The organism is Asticcacaulis sp. MM231 (assembly GCF_964186625.1).
Lineage (GTDB): Bacteria > Pseudomonadota > Alphaproteobacteria > Caulobacterales > Caulobacteraceae > Asticcacaulis.
In genome coordinates, this window is record NZ_OZ075108.1 from 200,560 (window position 1) to 217,536 (window position 16,977).

The following is a 16,977-nucleotide window of genomic DNA, read 5'->3' on the forward strand; positions in this document are numbered from 1 at the left end:
GAAACATCACAGGCTGACGTCATTTTTACGGCCTGAATGCTCATGCGCCGGATAGGCTTCCTCGCATCAGCAAAAACCCTGCAAGCTGTATTACGACCTTGCGACTGAACCCGATGTGAATGCGGCTGTTAGGCCTAAATCGTATACTTTATGCTTGTGCGGCGGGTAAAACCGGCTTTTACTATCGACATCACATTTAAGGAGAGCATCTTGGCCCAGTTAAATCGTCGTCATCTGTTGCAGGGCACTGCGGTTCTGGGGGCAGGGTTGGCGCTTCGTCCCGATATCTCGGCAGCCATGCGCGTCGCTGACGATCTGGCGCCGCGCCAGCGCATCCTGTTCGATCATGACTGGAAATTCGCCTTTGGCCATGCCTTTGATATCGCGCGTGATTTCGGTTTTGGTGGCTTTCAATCGACCTTCGCCAAGCAGGGCCTGTCGGGCGTCACCGCCGCGGAAGCCGCTTACGACGACAGCACCTGGCGCGCGGTCGATCTGCCGCATGACTGGGCGGTGGAACTGCCCTTCGTCAATAACGACACCTATAGCCTGCCGGCGCCGGACAAGCGCCGTGAGTATGAAGAGGACGAGGCGGCTGCCCATGGCTACAAGCCGGTTGGTCGTAAGTTTCCCGAAACCAGTGTCGGCTGGTATCGGAAGGTGCTCAAGCTGGAAAAAGGCGATGAGCTGAAACGCCTGACCCTGGAATTCGGCGGCGTGTTCCGCAATTCGACCGTCTTCCTCAACGGTTATATCCTGAACCAGCATGAGAGCGGCTATACGCCCTTCGAGGTCGATATCAGCAACTTCATCAATACCGACGACAAGCCGAATATCCTGCTGGTGCGGGTTGATGCCTCACTGGGCGAGGGCTGGTTCTATGAAGGCGCCGGCATCTATCGCCATGTCTGGCTGGTCAAGACCGCCCGCACCTACGTGCCGCAGTGGGGCACCTATATCAAATCGGATATATCCGGCGCGGTCGATATAGAAACGCGCATCGTCAACGCGACCGACGCTGACAAGACGGTCACCCTGGTTTCCACGATCAGCGATGGCGAAGGCAAGGCTGTAGGACGGCTGGAAATGCCGGTAGTGCTGGCGGCGCAAGCTGAGGCCACGGTCAACCAGACGACCAAACTCGCCGCACCGCGTTTGTGGGGGCTGAAAGACCCGCACCTTTACAGCGTCCGCAGCGAGATTATCGAGGCCGGGGCGGTGGTGGATGTCTTCGCCAGCACCTTTGGCGTGCGCGAGGTGGTGTTCAAGGTCGATGGCTTCTTCCTCAATGGCGAGGCCATGAAGATCAAGGGCACCAACAATCACCAGGATCATGCCGGCGTCGGCTCGGCCATACCCGATGGTTTGCAGGTCTGGCGCCTGCAGCAACTGAAAGAAATGGGCTCGAACGCCTATCGCGCCTCGCACAATCCGGCGACCAGCGAACTGCTCGATGCCTGCGATCGGTTGGGCATACTGGTGCTGGACGAGACGCGCCTGATGACCTCGACCCCGGAAGGGCTGGGGCAACTGGAGACCCTGATCCGCCGCGGCCGCAATCACCCCTCCATCATCCTGTGGTCGATCGGCAATGAAGAACCGCAGCAGGGCACGCCGCGCGGCGCCAAGATCGCGCGCGACATGGTGCGGCTGGTCAAGCGCCTCGACCCGACGCGTAAGGTGACGGCCGCCATGAACAATGGTCAGGGCTACGGCATCACCGCCTCGCTCGATGTGCTGGGCGTCAATTATTACGTGACACGTCTGGGGCCGGTGCGCGAAAAATACCCAAATCTACCGGTGGTGGGGACGGAAACCGCCTCTACGCTGACGACGCGCGGCGAATATGAACGCTCGGAAAGCAAGCTCTATGTGCCGGCCTATGATGTGACCGCGCCGAAATGGGGCCATACCGCCGAAAACTGGTGGCCGCTCTATAATGCCACGCCCAACCTGCTGGGTGGCTTTGTCTGGACCGGATTTGATTATCGCGGGGAACCGACACCGTTCAACTGGTGGCCGTCGGTCACCTCGCATTTCGGCATCATGGATCTGTGCGGCTTCCCGAAAGACAATTTCTGGTATTATCAGGCCTGGTGGTCGGATAAGCCGGTGCTGCACCTCTTCCCACACTGGAACTGGGAGTCGGGTAAGGATGTCGCGGTCTGGGTCCACTCGAATTGCGAGGCGGTCGAGCTGTTCGTTAATGGCAAGTCGGTTGGCCGCAAGGATGTGGTGAAGGATCTGCACCTGGAATGGACGGTGCCGTATCAGCCCGGCAAGATCACGGCCTATGGCTATAGGGGCGGTAAGGTGGTCATGAAGGCCGAACGCAAGACGGCTGGCGCGCCGGCGCGCGTGGTCCTGACCTCTGAGCGTGTGCAGGATATCGTCGTGCTGAAGGCGGACGTGTTCGACAAGGACGGCGTAGCCGTTCCGAAGGCCGATAATTTGATCTTCTTCGATGTTGAAGGCCCGGCCGAGGTCATTGGGGTTGGCAACGGTAACCCGACCAGTCACGAACCGGACAAGGCACTTTACCGCAAGACCTTCAATGGCTTAGCGCAGGCGATCATGCAGATGAAGCGCGGCGGCTCGGGCACGGTGACCATCACCGCGCGTTCGGAAGGCTTGGTCTCTAGCAAGGTGACGCTTAAAGTTTAGCGATGCACTCGATTTCGACGGCGGCCTCCAGCGCCAGCGCCGCCGCGCCAAAAATGGTGCAGGCTGGCAGGGGGCTACCGTCGAAATAGGTGGCGAACAGGGTCTCGAAACGCTCACGCATATTCATGTTGGTCAGGATGATCTTGACCGAAACGAGCGCCGTTAGCGGACGGTCGAAACGCGCCAGTGATGCCGCGACGTTGGCCATCATCTGATGGACCTCGGCATCGAATCCTTGCGCCAGATGGCCATCGTCGTCGTCGCCGATATGACCGGACAGATAGATCAGGCCATCCAGAATGACCGCCTCGGAAAAGGCGGCATCGAAGGGATAGGCATGGTAGGTCGGTGGGATCATAATTCTAAAAGAGGCAGCGTAATCGTCTTATTTTTGAACAATGCCCGCTTCTTTATAAAGCGCATTCAATTTATCCGCATCAACATTGGCTGTCAGGCCGGCCATCCCTGCATTTACTTCCGGTGAGGAAAATATGCCCTTGGCCGCGATCTGGCCCAGCAGGCTGAAGCTTGTCTGCAGGGATACCTCCCCTTCATATTTGAGGGCGGCAACGCTCTCTGTTCTACAATCCACTGTCAGCAAACGCACCATAAGCGAGGCAGCAGTTTTGTCGATGGCTGCCCGTTCGTCCGAGTTGATAATGGACATCGAGCGAATGTCGGGATGCAGAGCTATGGCTGCAAAAATCCAGCGTATTAGGTCTTTTTGATCGGACGAGCTTGCCGAATTTACCAAGCACTTGCTTAGATCGTCAGTATATGGGCCAGCCTGGGCAGGAGAAAAGGCGGTCAGGCCAGCTAGGATTGATACAGTGATTGCAAGTTGTTTGAACATTTCATCCCCCCAAAGATCGATAGACGTCTACTATATCATTGTGTCGTCAGCATCAATGTTTGACTAATTTCGGAGAACTCCAGCTCACGGGTGCAGGGTCCGCGACCACTGCTAGTGGCCGGGGGGCGGGCCGACCAGGATATCGCGCTTGCCGACGTGGTTGGCGGGGCCGACCACGCCTTCCATTTCCATCTTTTCCATCAGCGAGGCGGCGCGGTTATAGCCGATCTGCAGCTTGCGCTGAATGTAGGAGGTGGAGGCCTTGCGATCGAAGGTAACGAAATAGACGGCCTTGTCGTAGAGGTCGTCGCCGGAGCCGCCGCCTTCGCCTGCGCCGCCTTCGGAGCCACTCTCTTCATCGCCACCATAGGTGACGTCTTCGAGATATTGCGGACTGCCCTGATCGCGCAGGTATTGTGCCACGGCTTCGACCTCTTCGTCCGAGACGAACGGGCCGTGCAGGCGGGTGATGCGGCCACCGCCGGCCATATAGAGCATATCGCCCTGACCGAGGAGTTGTTCGGCACCCTGCTCACCCAGAATGGTGCGCGAGTCGATCTTTGAGGTGACCTGGAAGGAAATACGGGTCGGGAAGTTGGCCTTGATCGTGCCGGTGATGACGTCCACCGAGGGACGCTGGGTGGCCATGATCAGGTGGATGCCCGCGGCACGCGCCATCTGGGCCAGACGTTGCACGGCGCCTTCGATATCCTTGCCGGCCACCATCATCAGGTCGGCCACTTCGTCGATGATCACGACGATATAGGGCATGGGCTCGGGCACCATTTCGTCGAATTCGTAGATCGGCTGGCCGGTTTCATCGAAGCCGGTCTGGACCTTGCGGACAAAATTCTTGCCCTCGGCGGCGGTGGCGCGGGCGCGTTCGTTGAAATTGCTGATATTACGCACGCCAACCTTGGACATCCGGCGATAGCGGTCTTCCATCTCCTTTACGGTCCACTTGAGCGCCACCACGGCCTTTTTCGGATCGGTGACGACCGGCGCCAGCAGGTGCGGAATGCCGTCATAGACGGAAAGTTCCAGCATCTTCGGGTCGATCATGATGAACTTGCACTGTTCCGGATCGAGGCGATAGAGGATCGACAGGATCATGGCGTTGACGCCGACCGACTTACCCGAACCGGTGGTGCCGGCGATAAGCAGGTGGGGCATCTTGGCAAGATCGGTAACGTAAGGGTCGCCGCCGATGGTTTCGCCCAGCACCATGGGGAGGGAGTGGCCAGCCTTTTCAAATTCGGCCGAGGCCAGCATGTCGCGCAGATAAACGGTTTCGCGCACCTGGTTGGGCAGTTCGATGCCGATGGCGTTACGGCCCTGCACGATCGAGACGCGGCAGGAGCGGGCGGACATGTTACGGGCGATGTCGTCGGCCAAGGCGACGACGCGCGCGCCCTTGACGCCGGCGGCCGGGGCCAGTTCGTAGAGGGTGACGACGGGGCCGGGGCGGATCTGGTCGATCACGCCGCGCACGCCGAATTCGGCCAGCACGCTTTCCAGCATCCGGGCGTTCTGGCGCAAGCTATCTTCGTCGAAGCTGTGGTTGCGCGGTTTGGGCTTGGCCAGGATCGACAGTTCGGGCAGGCGGAAATTGCTCGGACGCAGGAATTCGAACACCGGCTGTTTTTCGGCTTCGGCGCGGGCGGAAGGCTTGATCGGTTTTATATCGGAAACCGGGGTTTCGATCATATCGGCGAAATCGGGGTCTTCGTAGGGGCCCATCTCGTCTTCGAGCGGGGGCAGGGCGCCGGTGCGGGCGGTATTGGGCGAAATGCGCGGACCCGACCCGATGGCCGGCGTAATCGGTTCCGGCTGCTCGTCGAAATCTATCTTCATCGACAAAGGTTTTCAGCTTCGGGGCACGCTTTTCCTTGACCTTGCTGGCCACGACTTCGCTGACGCCGGCGGCGACGCGGCTAGCGCCGACGGAGGCCACGGCCTTATGGGTGAGGTGACCGAGTAGGCTGGAGAGGTGCAGATAGTGCCCCATATTGAGGCTTAGCGCCTTGTTGAAGCTGAGCAGGGCGAGGCCGGCAAAGATCAGGCTGGAAATGATGTCAGAGCCGGGCAGACGCATGAAATCAAACACGGATTTCAGCATGTTATGGACGCCGGAACCCCAGAAACCGCCAAAGCTCTGCGCCAGAACCTTGTCTTCCGAGGTCATGATCGGCGCGATGGCGGCGCTCAGGGCCAGCACGAACAGTACGGCCCACAGGGCATGGAGGCGCAACTTGACGCGCGTCTGGTCGGGATCGGGATGGAAGGTGCGCAACAGGCCGAAATAGATCATCAAGGCTGCGGCGGGCCAGGCGGCGAGGCCCAGCGACTGACTGCCGATATCGGCCATGACCGCACCGAAGGAGCCCAGCGCATTATGGATTTCGCCATGGCTGACCGTATTGAAGCTAGGGTCTTCTGGATGATAGGTCGCCAGCGCTATGAAGCCGGCAAAGCCGGTCAGCGTCACAAATGCGCCGCGCAGCCGGGCCATCAGTGGCGACTGCCAGATAGCGCGCATGTGGCTGTCAAAGGCGGTCCAAAGGGTCATGGTCAGGCTGGACATGGGTACTTAGATCAGGTCTCGTAAGGTTTCGCGTAGCCCTGCTAAATGCCATGAAAAGGGTTAAGAGCTGTTTACGATGTTTTGGCGGGACACGAAAAAAGCAAGAAGCCCCACCACCGCATCTAACACTTTGTGTGTCGTGCGGTCCCCCTCCCCGACGAGCAGGGAGGTAGAAGACATTAGATGCTCTTCTCCCTTTGATTCCATGAGCCGAAGGCGAAGGGTGGTGGGGTTTCTGACTTACTTTCGTGCGCCCGCGTCACCTGACCGCATTGCGCTTTAAGCGCGTCCCGCTATGATGGCGGCATGAAAACCTATGATGTGATAATCGTTGGCGCTGGCATGGCCGGCATGACCCTGGCCCTGGCCCTGACGTCGGGCGGGCTTGAGGTCGCGCTGGTGGAGAAACAGCCGTTCGACGATATGCTCGATGTGTCGTTCGATGGCCGCGCCTCGGCGATTGCCTATGCCTGTTTCCGCCAGTGGAAAGCGCTTGGCGTCGGCGATGTGCTGGAGCCGTTATCCTGCCGCATGGACGAGATTTTCGTCACCGACGGCCATCTGCCGGGTGCATCCGCACCAACGCCCCTGCCGTTTTTTCTGCATTTCGCCGCCGGTGAAATCTCTGACCGTTCGGACGATGAACCGCTGGGCTACATGGTTGAGAACCGTCAGATGCGCAAGGCGCTCTACGAGGCGATTCAGGCCCGTGGTATCCGTCTGATCTCGCCCGTCTCCCTGGTGGATCATCGGGAAGATGGTGTCTTCGCCGAGATCGATCTGAGCACGGGCGAAACTCTGAGAGCTTCTCTGATCGTTTCCGCCGAGGGTCGGAAATCGTCTTTGCGCGAAAAGGCCGGCATCAAATACATCAACTGGGATTACGAGCAGAGCGCCGTCGTCTGCACGGTGCAGATGGATCGCCCGCACAACCACGTCGCCTACGAGCATTTCCTGCCGACCGGGCCATTCGCCATCCTGCCGCTGAATGATAACAGGGCCTGCATCGTGTGGTCGGAAACCCATGCCAAAGCCAAGGCGCTGATGCAGGTCGATGACGCCCTGTTCTTCGATCATCTGCTGGGGCGTTTTGGCGAATTCCTCGGTGAAATCAGTCTGGTCGGCGGTAAATTCATCTATCCCCTGGGCCTTGGCCTGGCCGAAGAGATGCACAAGGGGCGGCTGGCCCTGCTGGGCGATTCCGCTCATGGCATCCACCCGATCGCCGGACAGGGGCTTAATCTCGGCCTCAAGGATGTGGCGGCGCTTGCCGAAGTCTTGATTGAGGCGGCGCGTCTGGGTGAGGATATCGGCACCGATCTGGTGCTGGAGCGTTACGCCAAGTGGCGACGCTTCGATAATGTCAGCACATCGGTGGTGATGGATGGTTTCGTGCGGCTGTTTTCCAACGGCAATCCGTTGTTGCGCGCGGTGCGTGGCGTCGGCATCGGCCTGTTCAATCGCGTGCCGGCTCTGCGTAAGTTCGTGATGGAAGACGCCGGCGCCGCCACGGGCGATCTGCCGAAACTGCTGCGAGGCGAGTTAGTCTAACTTTGTCAGGCAGCGTAGCAGACTGCCGTTGGGATCGACCAGATAGCTGGCGCGAAAACCCCAAACTTCACTGACCGGCGCGGTCAGGCGCGGAACCCCGGTCTTCGGCAAGTTTGCGACTGCCCACGCGGTATAAAGACCATCGACATCGTCTACGCGCACGCAAGCGCTGAACGAGGATTGGTAAGGGTTGAGGTTGGGGTAGGGGAAGAACTCGATCACCAGCGGTCCGCGCGACAGGATCATCCAGCCGGAATCGTGGAAGTCTTCCTTGAAGCCCAGCGCCTGATAAAATTCCGAGGTGGCTCCGAAATCAATGGCTGGCAGGTTGGCGGTGATCCGGTCGGTCATTAGCTCTTGGTCGGCTCGAATTTGCGCGCCTGATCGACCAGCATGATGGGCACGCCGGAGCGAACCGGATAAGCGAGACCGGCGGTGGGGCTGATCAGCTCCTGTGCGGCCTTGTCATAGGTCAGGGGGCGGCGTGTCACCGGACAGACCAGCGCTTCCAGCAGGCGCGGATCAACCTCAAGCTCATTTTTCGCGTAGGTTTCGATATCGGTCATTTTTAACTCCTATTCCAAAGTCTCATGATTTTCATGAGACTTGGCAAGGGCGACTGCCCGCCGCGCACTTTTGCGCGTAAGCCATGCGGCGTTTGAGCTCAAGAAAAAAGCAAAGAGGACAGGCGGCGGCGGCCAGCCTTGGTCAGTTCGGAGGCCAAGCCCAGCGCCGTGAAGATCTTGAAAAGATAGGTGCGGGCGCCCTGTTCGTTCCACTCCGGCTCGTACTTGACGATTTCGAGCAGGGTGTTGATGGCTTCGGCGGTTTCGCCCTGCGCGGCCAGCGCACGGCCGAGATCATAGAGCGCGTCGAAATCACGGCCATTGGCGGCGACCCTGGCGCGCAGTCCGGCAACGTCGGTGGGGGCGCCTTCGGTCAGTTCGAGGGCGGCGCGTAAGGACAGGATATCGGCGTCTTTGGTATCAGCATAGGCCTGATCGAGGATGGCCTTGGCGTGATCGGGCTGTTGCAGTTTCAGATAGATCCGCGCCATACCGGCGATGGCTTTTACGTTTTCCGGGTCTTGCTCAAGGATGAAGGCGTAGGCCTCCATGGCGCTTGGCATATCGCCATCAGCCACGGATTGTGCGGCCAGCGCCAGAGTTTCGTCGATGGTCGGCACGCCGGCCTCACCGCCGCCCAGCTTGTCGATAAAGGCGCGCAGGTCGGTTTCCGACTTGGCGCCCATGAAGGCATCGACTGGACGGCCGCCGACAAAGGCATAGACGGTGGGGATGGATTGGATGCGCAGTTGCGCGGCGATGGCCTGGTTCTGGTCGACATCGATCTTGACCAGTTTCACCGCGCCCTTTTTCTCGCCGATGACCTTTTCGAGAGCCGGCGTAAGCTGACGGCAGGGGCCGCACCACGGCGCCCAGAAATCGACAATGACCGGATGGGTCATCGAGGCTTCGATAACGTCGGCCATGAAGGTCGCTTCGGAACCGTCGGAGATATTGGGGTCGGTGCTGGGCATGGGTGTACCTGTCTTTTTAGTGCGTCTGGCTTAACCCAGATGGTGCGCCGGTTCAATCGAATCAAGGAAAGGTTGACCCATAGATTTCGTGTCTTTTTGTGTTTTTCGTGCTTACCTGAGGCGAATACGTCGTTGGGCGCCGTCATGAAGCAATGGATGCGATGGATTGTTAGCATAGTGGTCGGTGTAATTGTGCTGTGCGCGAGCTTGATCGTCGCAGATGGTCTGACCGATGATATTCACCGTAGCGACGTTGCGGTGGTACTGGGATCGAAGGTCAACCCGAACGGAACGCCTTCGCCTCGCCTCCAGGCTCGGCTTGGCCGGGCGTTGGAACTCTATAAAAACGGCTGGACGCCCCGTATCCTGGTCAGCGGCGGCACGGGCGTGGAAGGCGTGCCTGAGGGCACGGCGATGAAGCGCTGGCTGGTTTCGCAGGGCGTCCCGGAAACCGCAATCATTGTGGATGACCAGGGCGTCGATACCCGGGCCACGGCCCGCAATACAGCCGTCTTGCTGCGCGCTCATAATCTGCACAGCGCCATCGTGGTCAGTCAGTATTTTCATATCTCGCGGACGAAACTGGCCTTCGCGCAGGAAGGTATGACAGGCGTTGGCTCTGCCCATCCCGACTATTTCGAAGCCCGCGATTTCTACTCTATCGCCCGCGAGGTTCCGGGATATGTGGGTTACCTGGTGCAGAGATAACGGCAATTCGTGTGTGAACCTTCTTACGTCAATGCTGCAAAATCAATAATCACCAAGTCACGGTCCAGCGAGGCGATAAACCTGCGGAAATCCGCCTGGGTGAGCGAAGTCGTCGCCGTATTGGTCAGGGGGTGGAAGTTGACGATATCGGCATCGGCCAGGGCCTTATCGAGAATAAAGCGCACGTTTTTCTCGGGATCGTTGATCAGGCCAAGCGCCGTCACCGAGCCCGGCCGGACGCCCAGCGCGTTATAAAGCCGCTCTTCCGATCCGAAACTCAGGCGGCCTGAACCGATCACCTTTGGCAGGGTTTTCAGGTTGATCGTCGTTGATTGTTCAGCCGAGATCAGCCAGAGCTGGCCCTTGTCGTCCTTGAGGAATAGATTTTTGGTGTGAGCGCCGGGTAAGCCTGCCTTGATGTCATCGCCCTCGCCGACGCGAAAGACGGCCTCATGATGCAGGGTGCTTGTTTTCAGGCCCAAATCATTTAAGGCTTCGAGCAGTTTTTCAGGTGTGCAGAGGCTTTCGGTCATAGGAAAGGCTTTAGCGCAAACTTTTTTACGATGGAACTGCCAGATGGAACTTGAGTGCTTTGTCATGACCACCTATCCGCCGGAAATCGTGCCAGGCAGGCCCGACCGCGACTGGATGGATGCGTTTCAGGCGCGCTTCCCCTATCGCTGCCTGCCGCTGACCATGGCCAATACCACCGGCTGGGAAATCCTGTGCCCGACCGATTTTACGGTTATCTGGAACGGCGGCGTCGGTAAGAACGATCTGGTCATCAGTTGCGATGCCGATCCAGATTATAATCTCGAACATCTGGTTTCATCGCACTTTACCCACGGCGTGCTGACCTTCCACACCGGCTATATGTTCCGCACACCGCCGGGCTTTGCGGTGCTGGCGTCGGGTGCGCCTAATCACGTCAAGGACGGCATCGCGCCCCTGACAGGTCTGGTCGAGACCGACTGGCTTCCTTTCCCGTTCACGATGAACTGGCTTATGACCCGCCCCGGCATGATCAGCTTTAAAAAGGGGGAGCCCTTCTGTTTCATTCAGGTGGTCGAGCACAAGAAGCAGGACAACATCCAGCCGGTGATCAAGGCGCTGGAAAGCGATCCGGACTTCAAGAACCAGTTCGATGCCTGGGCCAAGCAGCGCAACGAGTTCAACGAAAGCCTCGTACGCCGTGATCCGGATGCGGTGAAAGAAGCGTGGCAGAAGTTTTACTTCAAGGGCGAAAAGCCGGACCCGACCGGCCAGGTGGTCGAGAAGGTCGAGGACCATATCAATCGCCGCCGCCTGAAAGCGCCGAAGCTTATGAAATCAAAAAAGACCAGCAGGTAACAAAAAGCCCTCCCCGACAATCAGGGAGGGCTTTTTTATAGTCAAAGCGTGCCGGTTATTGGCGCGCTGTCGGGCGGACGATGCGCGGGCCCAGGCTGGACTGGATGGAACGCGCGTCATAGGCCTTTGGATTGCCTTCGGGCTTCGGTCCCTTGTGCAGCAGGATTTCGGCGGAGGCCTCGTAACGGTTATATTCAACCGTATCGGTGCTCCAGTCAGCACCCCAGGCGCCCCAACGGCTCCAGCGGTTACGGCTGTAGTAACGCCACGAGAAGCTGTCCATGAAAGGGTCGCCATAGGTGGCGATGCGACGCTTTTCATCGGTGTTGCGGTTAACAATCTCAAACCAGTCGTAGCCGGCGTCAAGCGTCAGTTCGGAGGCACGGAACAGCAGATAATCCTCTACCGTCTCGCGGCGGGTCATATCATTGCCGGCGAAGCTCAGGCGGTAACGATCCTGCTCCAGGCGGGTTTCGGAATAGCCGCGCTGGGCGCTGGGCGCGGCCGTGGAGAGCGCCGGTTGATAGGGGGTTGGCGTCGAGCAGGCCGACAGCGCCGTCAGCGCGATCGCGGCCATCAGGGCTAGTTTCAGGTTCATGATCGGGACTCCCCACATATGTCAGACTTTGCAAACACTATTAACCCGCAAGAGTGAGCCGTCAATGTGGCATATCAAGGGCATTACATATGCAGCAGATCGCTTACCGAATGCCAGACGATGACCGTGGCGATCCCCAGCAGGACAAGGCTTACAGCGATATCGAAACGCTGCTTGTTTTTCGGCTCGCTCAAAAGGTGCGACAGGGTAACGGCGCCCAAGCCGTAGCTGATCATGGCGATGACATCCATGCTGATCGCCGTGGCTGCGAGGACCATCATCTGCGGCGGCATCGGCCGGTTCATATCGATGAACGGCGGCAGCACGGCGCTGAAAAACAGGGTGACCTTCGGGTTGAGCAGTTGCACCATGAAGCCGTCGCGAAACGCATGCCATATGGGGCTGTTCGTATCGGCTGGCTTGCTGAGGGAAAAGTTGACCGTCTCGTTGCGGATATCGAGGGCCGAGATCAGCGATTTCACGCTGATCCAGCCAAGGTACAGCCCGCCGGCGATGGCGATGAGGCGGAAGAGTAGGGGGGCGGCCAGCATAACCACCTGCAATCCGAAGGCGGCAGCGATAAACCAGATCAGTGTGGCCAGGTTGAGACCGAGGACGCCGAGCAGAACGCGGCGATGTGATTTCGTGAGCCCGACGCGCACACAGAACATGATGGCTGGCCCCGGCGACAGCGCCATCAGAAACATGGCCACCAGAAAGGCATAGTATTTGTTGAGGTCGACAAGGGCTGACATGCGCCGCCCATATCATAATTATGCCGTATCAACAGCCTTGGTGTGCGTCACGGCTTCAAAAATCGTGAAGGCGCCGTTGTCGTAACGCAGCATGTCGATCCGCACGCTGGTTTCGGTGAAATGCAGCATGTTGAAACCCTGCGGCTGGCGGCGGATGCGCGTCGACATGGCGGTGGAGGCGCTGACGAACAGGGTCATGTGGTCCTCCTCCATGACACAATCCTGCCGGGTCTCGATATAGGCGTGATGTTGATGGCCGGCCAGCACGATATCGATCTGCGTATTGGCGATCGTTTTCAGCAGTTCGGCCGAGTTAAAGACGGTGATATCGAGCGGGAATTCTTTCGGACTCATCAGCGGGTGGTGCAGCACGAACAGACGCCAGGGCGCCGACGAAGCCGCGAAGCTTTCCTCGACCTGGCGGCACTGACGGGCGCTGACCGAGCCATTGGCCCAGTTCCAGTGTGGCAGGATGCGGCGCGCCGTATTGATGCCCTTTATATGGACCAGTGGGGTGGCCAGTTCCGGATTAAGGTCATCAGTCAGGAAACGTTTGTAACGGCCGAACGGATTGATGAAGCGCGCCAGGTCCATGCCGGGCAGGTCATGATTACCTGGCACCATAAAGATCGGCATGGGAAAGCGCGCGAAGAAGGCCTGCGCCTGGGCGAATTCGGCATCGGTGGAGGACTGGGTGATATCACCGCTGGCGATGACCAGATCGGCCTCGGCATCCAGAATGTTGGCCAGCAGCAGGTCGCAGACCTCCGGATCGTGTGCGCCAAAGTGCAGGTCGGAAATATGGGCGATTTTCATGAGGCGTCTCCCGGGGCATAGCGCAGGACATCGGCGCCATGGTGAAGGAGGATATTCAGCCCGCCGACCACGAGCAGGGTTATGCCAGCGACGGCGAGAAGCTTATAGGGCTCGATCGGTTCGGCCGGCCGCCACATGTAGAAAAGGCCTAGCAGGGCCAGCCACGCCGAGCCGAAGGCCAGTCCACCGGTGACATCGGACAGCCAGTGGGCGCCGACATAGAGGCGCGAAAAGGCGATCAGCCCGACGAAGAGAATGGCGCCGGTGAAGATCGGCAGGCGGGTCTTGAGCGGCAGGCTGCGGGCGATGATCATGATGAGAAAGCCATAGAGCACGGCATTGGTGGTCGAATGACCGCTGGGGAAGGAGAAAACGCTGACGCCATCATAGTGCAGATCGCCGGGGCGGGCGCGCTTCATCGCCAGCTTGATCGCCGAATTGATCGCCGAGCCGCCGCCTATCGCCATTATCCAGTAGAGCAGAGTATGCCAGGCGCTTTCACGCACCAGCCAAAGCCCAACCGCCAAGGCCACGCCGATCACCACCGGCGTATCACCAAGTTCGGTAATCCCGATCATGAAGTGATCGAGCCAGGGTGTGCGCAGGGCTTGCAGGGTGGCGTAGGTAGCAGTATCGGCCCATACCAGAGGATCGCCCCACACCATGTCCTCGATCACCTCGAAAAACAGCCAGGCGGCAAAAATCAGAATGAAGCCGAAGACCAGCAGGGCGCGCCATTCCTGCCGGAAGGGTTCCGGTAAACGGCGCAGGCGGGCGTCGATCCATGGGTGTAGCCTGCGTGTCGGCATGATCAGCTCTGCGCCGGGGTTGCCGGAAGCAGCAGCTTGACGAACTTCTGTTTCAGGCTGAAGCGCAGCGGTTCGGTCAGTTCCATTACCTCACCATCGATCGATACGACGTCGTGGCGCTGTTTGGTTTTTACCGTGACGCGCTTTCCGGTCATCTCGTTGAGGTCGGGGTCTTTCAGCCAGTTGCCGACCAGAAGGCGGGTGAGGAAGCGTAGGCGCGACATGTGGGTCAGGGTTTCCGGTGCATAGACCGCCAACTCGCCGCCGGTCAGGTTGGCGCGCTTGAAATTGCTTTGGGTCCAGATCGAGCTTTCGGCGAAACGGTTGATCGAAACGACCAGGGCCGGTGAGCGCAGGTGCATCTTCTGGCCGTCGATTTTCAGCGACAGGCGCTTGTTCTGGTTCTTTTCAAGGTTCTGCACTACGAACAGGAACATGCGTGGAATGAGCAGGAGATCGTTTTGCTGGCGGTTTTCCTCACGATAGACCGAGGCTTCGGGCATGGTTCCGATGCTGGCGCAGCACAGGAAGATTTCGCCATTGACGAAGCCGGCATCCATCACACTGGGCTGCGCACCCGCGGTATAGGCCGAAAGCGCCTGTTGCAGGGTAGTGAGGCCGAGATCGTGGGCCAGCAGGTTCATGGTGCCAAACGGCAGGATGCCGAACGGCTTGCCGTGGCTGGACATATATTTCGCGGTTTCCCGAATGGTGCCATCGCCGCCGCCGATCAACAGGGGGGTGTTCTGTTTCGACAGGCGCGCCAGATTGTCCCGCATGTCCTCGGGCGCGGAGAAGAACAGTTCCGCGACACCGATACCGCTGTGGGTGATGGCGCTTTCAATGGCTGGCTGCCCCATATTGAGCACGGTGCCGGACTTGCCGTTGATAAGAATATTGAACACTTGATCTGTCATGCCGCCGCATTCCTTGTATCTGAGCCTTTATAGAGCAAAGCGCGGTGCAAAGATTCAATATGACTAGCTTGTGGGGCGTGGGGTTCGTGACCCCACGTTCGATTTGGTAATTTTTCCAAACAGCCAGAGCACAAGTATGACAGCGATAAGGGCAAAACAGGCATAACGCAGGACTTCGAAAACCTGAACCACAACCAGTGGTGTATTGTCCCATGCAAAGGCGGGACGTTCCGGATTGATCCAGCGGTAATCCGACCTAGCCAATGTAGCCGTTGTGCCGCACATCGCCGCTTCAAAAACCAGCGTAAAGATGAGCGACAGTCGCTTGGCAAAGAAGAAAGAAACCGCGCTCACGACAAGCAGGATAACGGAAAAGAAAATGTGCTTGAACACAAGTTCAGACACAAGATCGCCGCTATCATCCCACATCGCCAGAGAGTAGCCAATGGCGATATACCCCTGCAAAAGCGCTTGCAGGATAAGGGTTCCAACTATGATAGCCCCTTTTCCTGCTTGCTTCATAACTCTTACTTACTACGTTGATCGCGCTTCGCCGCCACGCGCAGGCGCAGGGCATTGAGCTTGATAAAGCCCGCCGCATCGCGGTGATCGTAAGCCACCTTGCCCTCTTCGAACGTGACCAGATCCTGATCGTACAGCGAATAGGGGCTTTCGCGGCCGGTGATCGTGACATTGCCCTTGTAGAGCTTGATAGTGACGCGGCCGGTGACCTTGTCCTGGCTGTAGTCGATGGCGGCCTGCAGCATGTTGCGCTCCGGCGAGAACCAGAAGCCGTTATAGACCAGCGAGGCATATTTCGGCATCAGCTCGTCCTTCAGGTGCATGGCGCCGCGATCGAGCGTGATCGAACTCGATGCCGCGGTGCGCCGCCAGAAGTATGGTGCCGCCGGGGGTCTCATAAACGCCACGCGACTTCATGCCGACGAAGCGGTTCTCGACCAGATCGAGACGACCGACACCATTGTCATGGCCCAGTTCGTTCAGCTTGGTCAGGATGGTGGCCGGCGACATGGCCACGCCATTGATCGCCACCGGATCGCCGCGCTCGAAATCCATGGTGAAGACGGTCGGGGTGTCGGGGGCGGCTTCCGGCGAAATGGTGCGCTGATAGACGAATTCCGGCGCTTCGACGGCCGGATCTTCCAGCACCTTGCCCTCGGAGGACGAGTGCAGCAGGTTGGCGTCGACCGAGAAGGGCGCATCGCCGCGCTTGTCCTTGGCGATCTGGATCTGGTGCTTTTCAGCGAAATCGAGCAGGGCTTCGCGGCTCTTGAAATCCCATTCGCGCCACGGCGCGATGACATTGATGTCGGGCTCAAGGCCATAATAGCCAAGCTCGAAACGGACCTGATCATTGCCCTTGCCGGTGGCGCCGTGTGATACGGCATCTGCGCCGACCTGACGGGCGATTTCGATCTGGCGCTTGGCGATCAGCGGACGGGCGATCGAGGTGCCGAGCAGGTACTGGCCTTCATAGACCGTGTTGGCGCGGAACATCGGGAAGACGTAGTCCTTCACGAACTCTTCGCGCACGTCTTCGATGAAGATGTTCTCGGGCTTGACGCCAGCGGCCAGCGCCTTGGCGCGCGCCGGTTCGATCTCGCCACCTTGGCCCAAGTCGGCGGTGAAGGTGACCACTTCCGCATTGTACTCGGTCTGGAGCCACTTGAGGATAATCGAGGTGTCGAGACCGCCGGAATAAGCGAGGACGACTTTCTTGACGGGCTTTTCAGACGAAGCGGACATGGTGAGCTGACCTTAAGTTAGAATTTACGGGCGCTTTAGGGTTTACGCCAGAACTATGCAAGTCT

16 protein-coding genes and 2 pseudogenes are annotated in these 16,977 nt (G+C 58.9%); 4 read left to right on the forward strand and 14 right to left on the reverse strand.

Annotated elements, in window-relative coordinates; genetic code table 11:
- Window positions 1-210: 210 nt before the first annotated feature.
- The gene (gene galA, locus ABQ278_RS00960; RefSeq protein ID WP_349320793.1) at window positions 211-2,664 is read left to right on the forward strand and encodes a beta-galactosidase GalA; all 2,454 of its coding nucleotides are present in this window, start codon (window positions 211-213) and stop codon (window positions 2,662-2,664) included.
- Here the strand turns inward: galA and ABQ278_RS00965 are convergent.
- The 3 genes and pseudogenes from ABQ278_RS00965 to ABQ278_RS00975 all read right to left on the reverse strand — a co-directional run bounded on the left by ABQ278_RS00965 (window position 2,654) and on the right by ABQ278_RS00975 (window position 6,086).
- Entirely contained in the window at window positions 2,654-3,022 is a 369-nt protein-coding gene (locus ABQ278_RS00965; protein ID WP_349320794.1) for a RidA family protein, read from the reverse strand. The two genes, galA and ABQ278_RS00965, sit on opposite strands and share 11 nt — an antisense overlap.
- Window positions 3,023-3,049: 27 nt before the next feature.
- Window positions 3,050-3,517 (reverse strand): hypothetical protein, encoded by a 468-nt coding sequence (locus ABQ278_RS00970; protein WP_349320795.1) that lies wholly within the window; start codon window positions 3,515-3,517, stop codon window positions 3,050-3,052.
- A gap of 111 nt (window positions 3,518-3,628) precedes the next feature.
- A pseudogene (locus ABQ278_RS00975) lies at window positions 3,629-6,086 on the reverse strand (DNA translocase FtsK).
- A gap of 321 nt (window positions 6,087-6,407) precedes the next feature.
- Here ABQ278_RS00975 and ABQ278_RS00980 point away from each other — a divergent pair.
- The gene (locus ABQ278_RS00980) at window positions 6,408-7,652 is read left to right on the forward strand and encodes a UbiH/UbiF/VisC/COQ6 family ubiquinone biosynthesis hydroxylase (RefSeq protein WP_349320796.1); all 1,245 of its coding nucleotides are present in this window, start codon (window positions 6,408-6,410) and stop codon (window positions 7,650-7,652) included.
- On the opposite strand, the gene ABQ278_RS00985 is transcribed toward ABQ278_RS00980, so the two are convergent.
- The 3 genes from ABQ278_RS00985 to trxA all read right to left on the reverse strand — a co-directional run bounded on the left by ABQ278_RS00985 (window position 7,644) and on the right by trxA (window position 9,192).
- Complete coding sequence (locus ABQ278_RS00985; protein ID WP_349320797.1) at window positions 7,644-8,003, reverse strand: bleomycin resistance protein; 360 nt, start codon at window positions 8,001-8,003, stop codon at window positions 7,644-7,646. The genes ABQ278_RS00980 and ABQ278_RS00985 overlap by 9 nt on opposite strands.
- Window positions 8,003-8,218 carry a Trm112 family protein gene (locus ABQ278_RS00990; protein WP_349320798.1) on the reverse strand — a complete coding sequence of 72 codons (216 nt, stop codon included), beginning with the start codon at window positions 8,216-8,218 and terminating at the stop codon, window positions 8,003-8,005. Before ABQ278_RS00990 ends, ABQ278_RS00985 begins: the two co-directional genes overlap by 1 nt.
- A 98-nt stretch (window positions 8,219-8,316) precedes the next feature.
- Window positions 8,317-9,192 carry a thioredoxin gene (gene trxA, locus ABQ278_RS00995; RefSeq protein WP_349320799.1) on the reverse strand — a complete coding sequence of 292 codons (876 nt, stop codon included), beginning with the start codon at window positions 9,190-9,192 and terminating at the stop codon, window positions 8,317-8,319.
- Window positions 9,193-9,336: 144 nt separating this feature from the next.
- Here trxA and ABQ278_RS01000 point away from each other — a divergent pair, with 144 nt between their 5' ends.
- Window positions 9,337-9,900 carry a YdcF family protein gene (locus tag ABQ278_RS01000; RefSeq protein ID WP_349320800.1) on the forward strand — a complete coding sequence of 188 codons (564 nt, stop codon included), beginning with the start codon at window positions 9,337-9,339 and terminating at the stop codon, window positions 9,898-9,900.
- Between the two features lie 23 nt (window positions 9,901-9,923).
- Here the strand turns inward: ABQ278_RS01000 and ABQ278_RS01005 are convergent, their stop codons facing one another.
- On the reverse strand, window positions 9,924-10,433 hold the full coding sequence (locus tag ABQ278_RS01005; RefSeq protein WP_349320801.1) for a prolyl-tRNA synthetase associated domain-containing protein: 510 nt from the start codon (window positions 10,431-10,433) through the stop codon (window positions 9,924-9,926).
- 43 nt (window positions 10,434-10,476) lie between these two features.
- Here ABQ278_RS01005 and ABQ278_RS01010 point away from each other — a divergent pair, with 43 nt between their 5' ends.
- Window positions 10,477-11,250 carry a DUF6065 family protein gene (locus tag ABQ278_RS01010; RefSeq protein WP_349320802.1) on the forward strand — a complete coding sequence of 258 codons (774 nt, stop codon included), beginning with the start codon at window positions 10,477-10,479 and terminating at the stop codon, window positions 11,248-11,250.
- A 55-nt stretch (window positions 11,251-11,305) separates the two neighbouring features.
- Here ABQ278_RS01010 and ABQ278_RS01015 read toward each other — a convergent pair whose 3' ends face one another.
- The 7 genes and pseudogenes from ABQ278_RS01015 to ABQ278_RS01045 form a co-directional block, all read right to left on the reverse strand.
- Complete coding sequence (locus ABQ278_RS01015; protein ID WP_349320803.1) at window positions 11,306-11,848, reverse strand: CC0125/CC1285 family lipoprotein; 543 nt, start codon at window positions 11,846-11,848, stop codon at window positions 11,306-11,308.
- A gap of 83 nt (window positions 11,849-11,931) precedes the next feature.
- The gene (locus ABQ278_RS01020) at window positions 11,932-12,603 is read right to left on the reverse strand and encodes a LysE family translocator (RefSeq protein ID WP_349320804.1); all 672 of its coding nucleotides are present in this window, start codon (window positions 12,601-12,603) and stop codon (window positions 11,932-11,934) included.
- An 18-nt stretch (window positions 12,604-12,621) separates the two neighbouring features.
- The gene (locus tag ABQ278_RS01025) at window positions 12,622-13,419 is read right to left on the reverse strand and encodes a metallophosphoesterase (protein ID WP_349320805.1); all 798 of its coding nucleotides are present in this window, start codon (window positions 13,417-13,419) and stop codon (window positions 12,622-12,624) included.
- Window positions 13,416-14,228, reverse strand: a complete 813-nt coding sequence (locus ABQ278_RS01030) for a phosphatase PAP2 family protein (RefSeq protein ID WP_349320806.1) — start codon at window positions 14,226-14,228, stop codon at window positions 13,416-13,418. Before ABQ278_RS01030 ends, ABQ278_RS01025 begins: the two co-directional genes overlap by 4 nt.
- 2 nt (window positions 14,229-14,230) lie before the next feature.
- On the reverse strand, window positions 14,231-15,145 hold the full coding sequence (locus ABQ278_RS01035) for a diacylglycerol kinase family protein (protein WP_349320807.1): 915 nt from the start codon (window positions 15,143-15,145) through the stop codon (window positions 14,231-14,233).
- A 63-nt stretch (window positions 15,146-15,208) separates the two neighbouring features.
- Window positions 15,209-15,667, reverse strand: coding sequence for a hypothetical protein (locus tag ABQ278_RS01040; RefSeq protein WP_349320808.1), 459 nt, complete (start codon window positions 15,665-15,667; stop codon window positions 15,209-15,211).
- 5 nt (window positions 15,668-15,672) lie between these two features.
- Window positions 15,673-16,912, reverse strand: a pseudogene (locus ABQ278_RS01045) (argininosuccinate synthase).
- Between the last annotated feature and the right edge of the window lie 65 nt (window positions 16,913-16,977).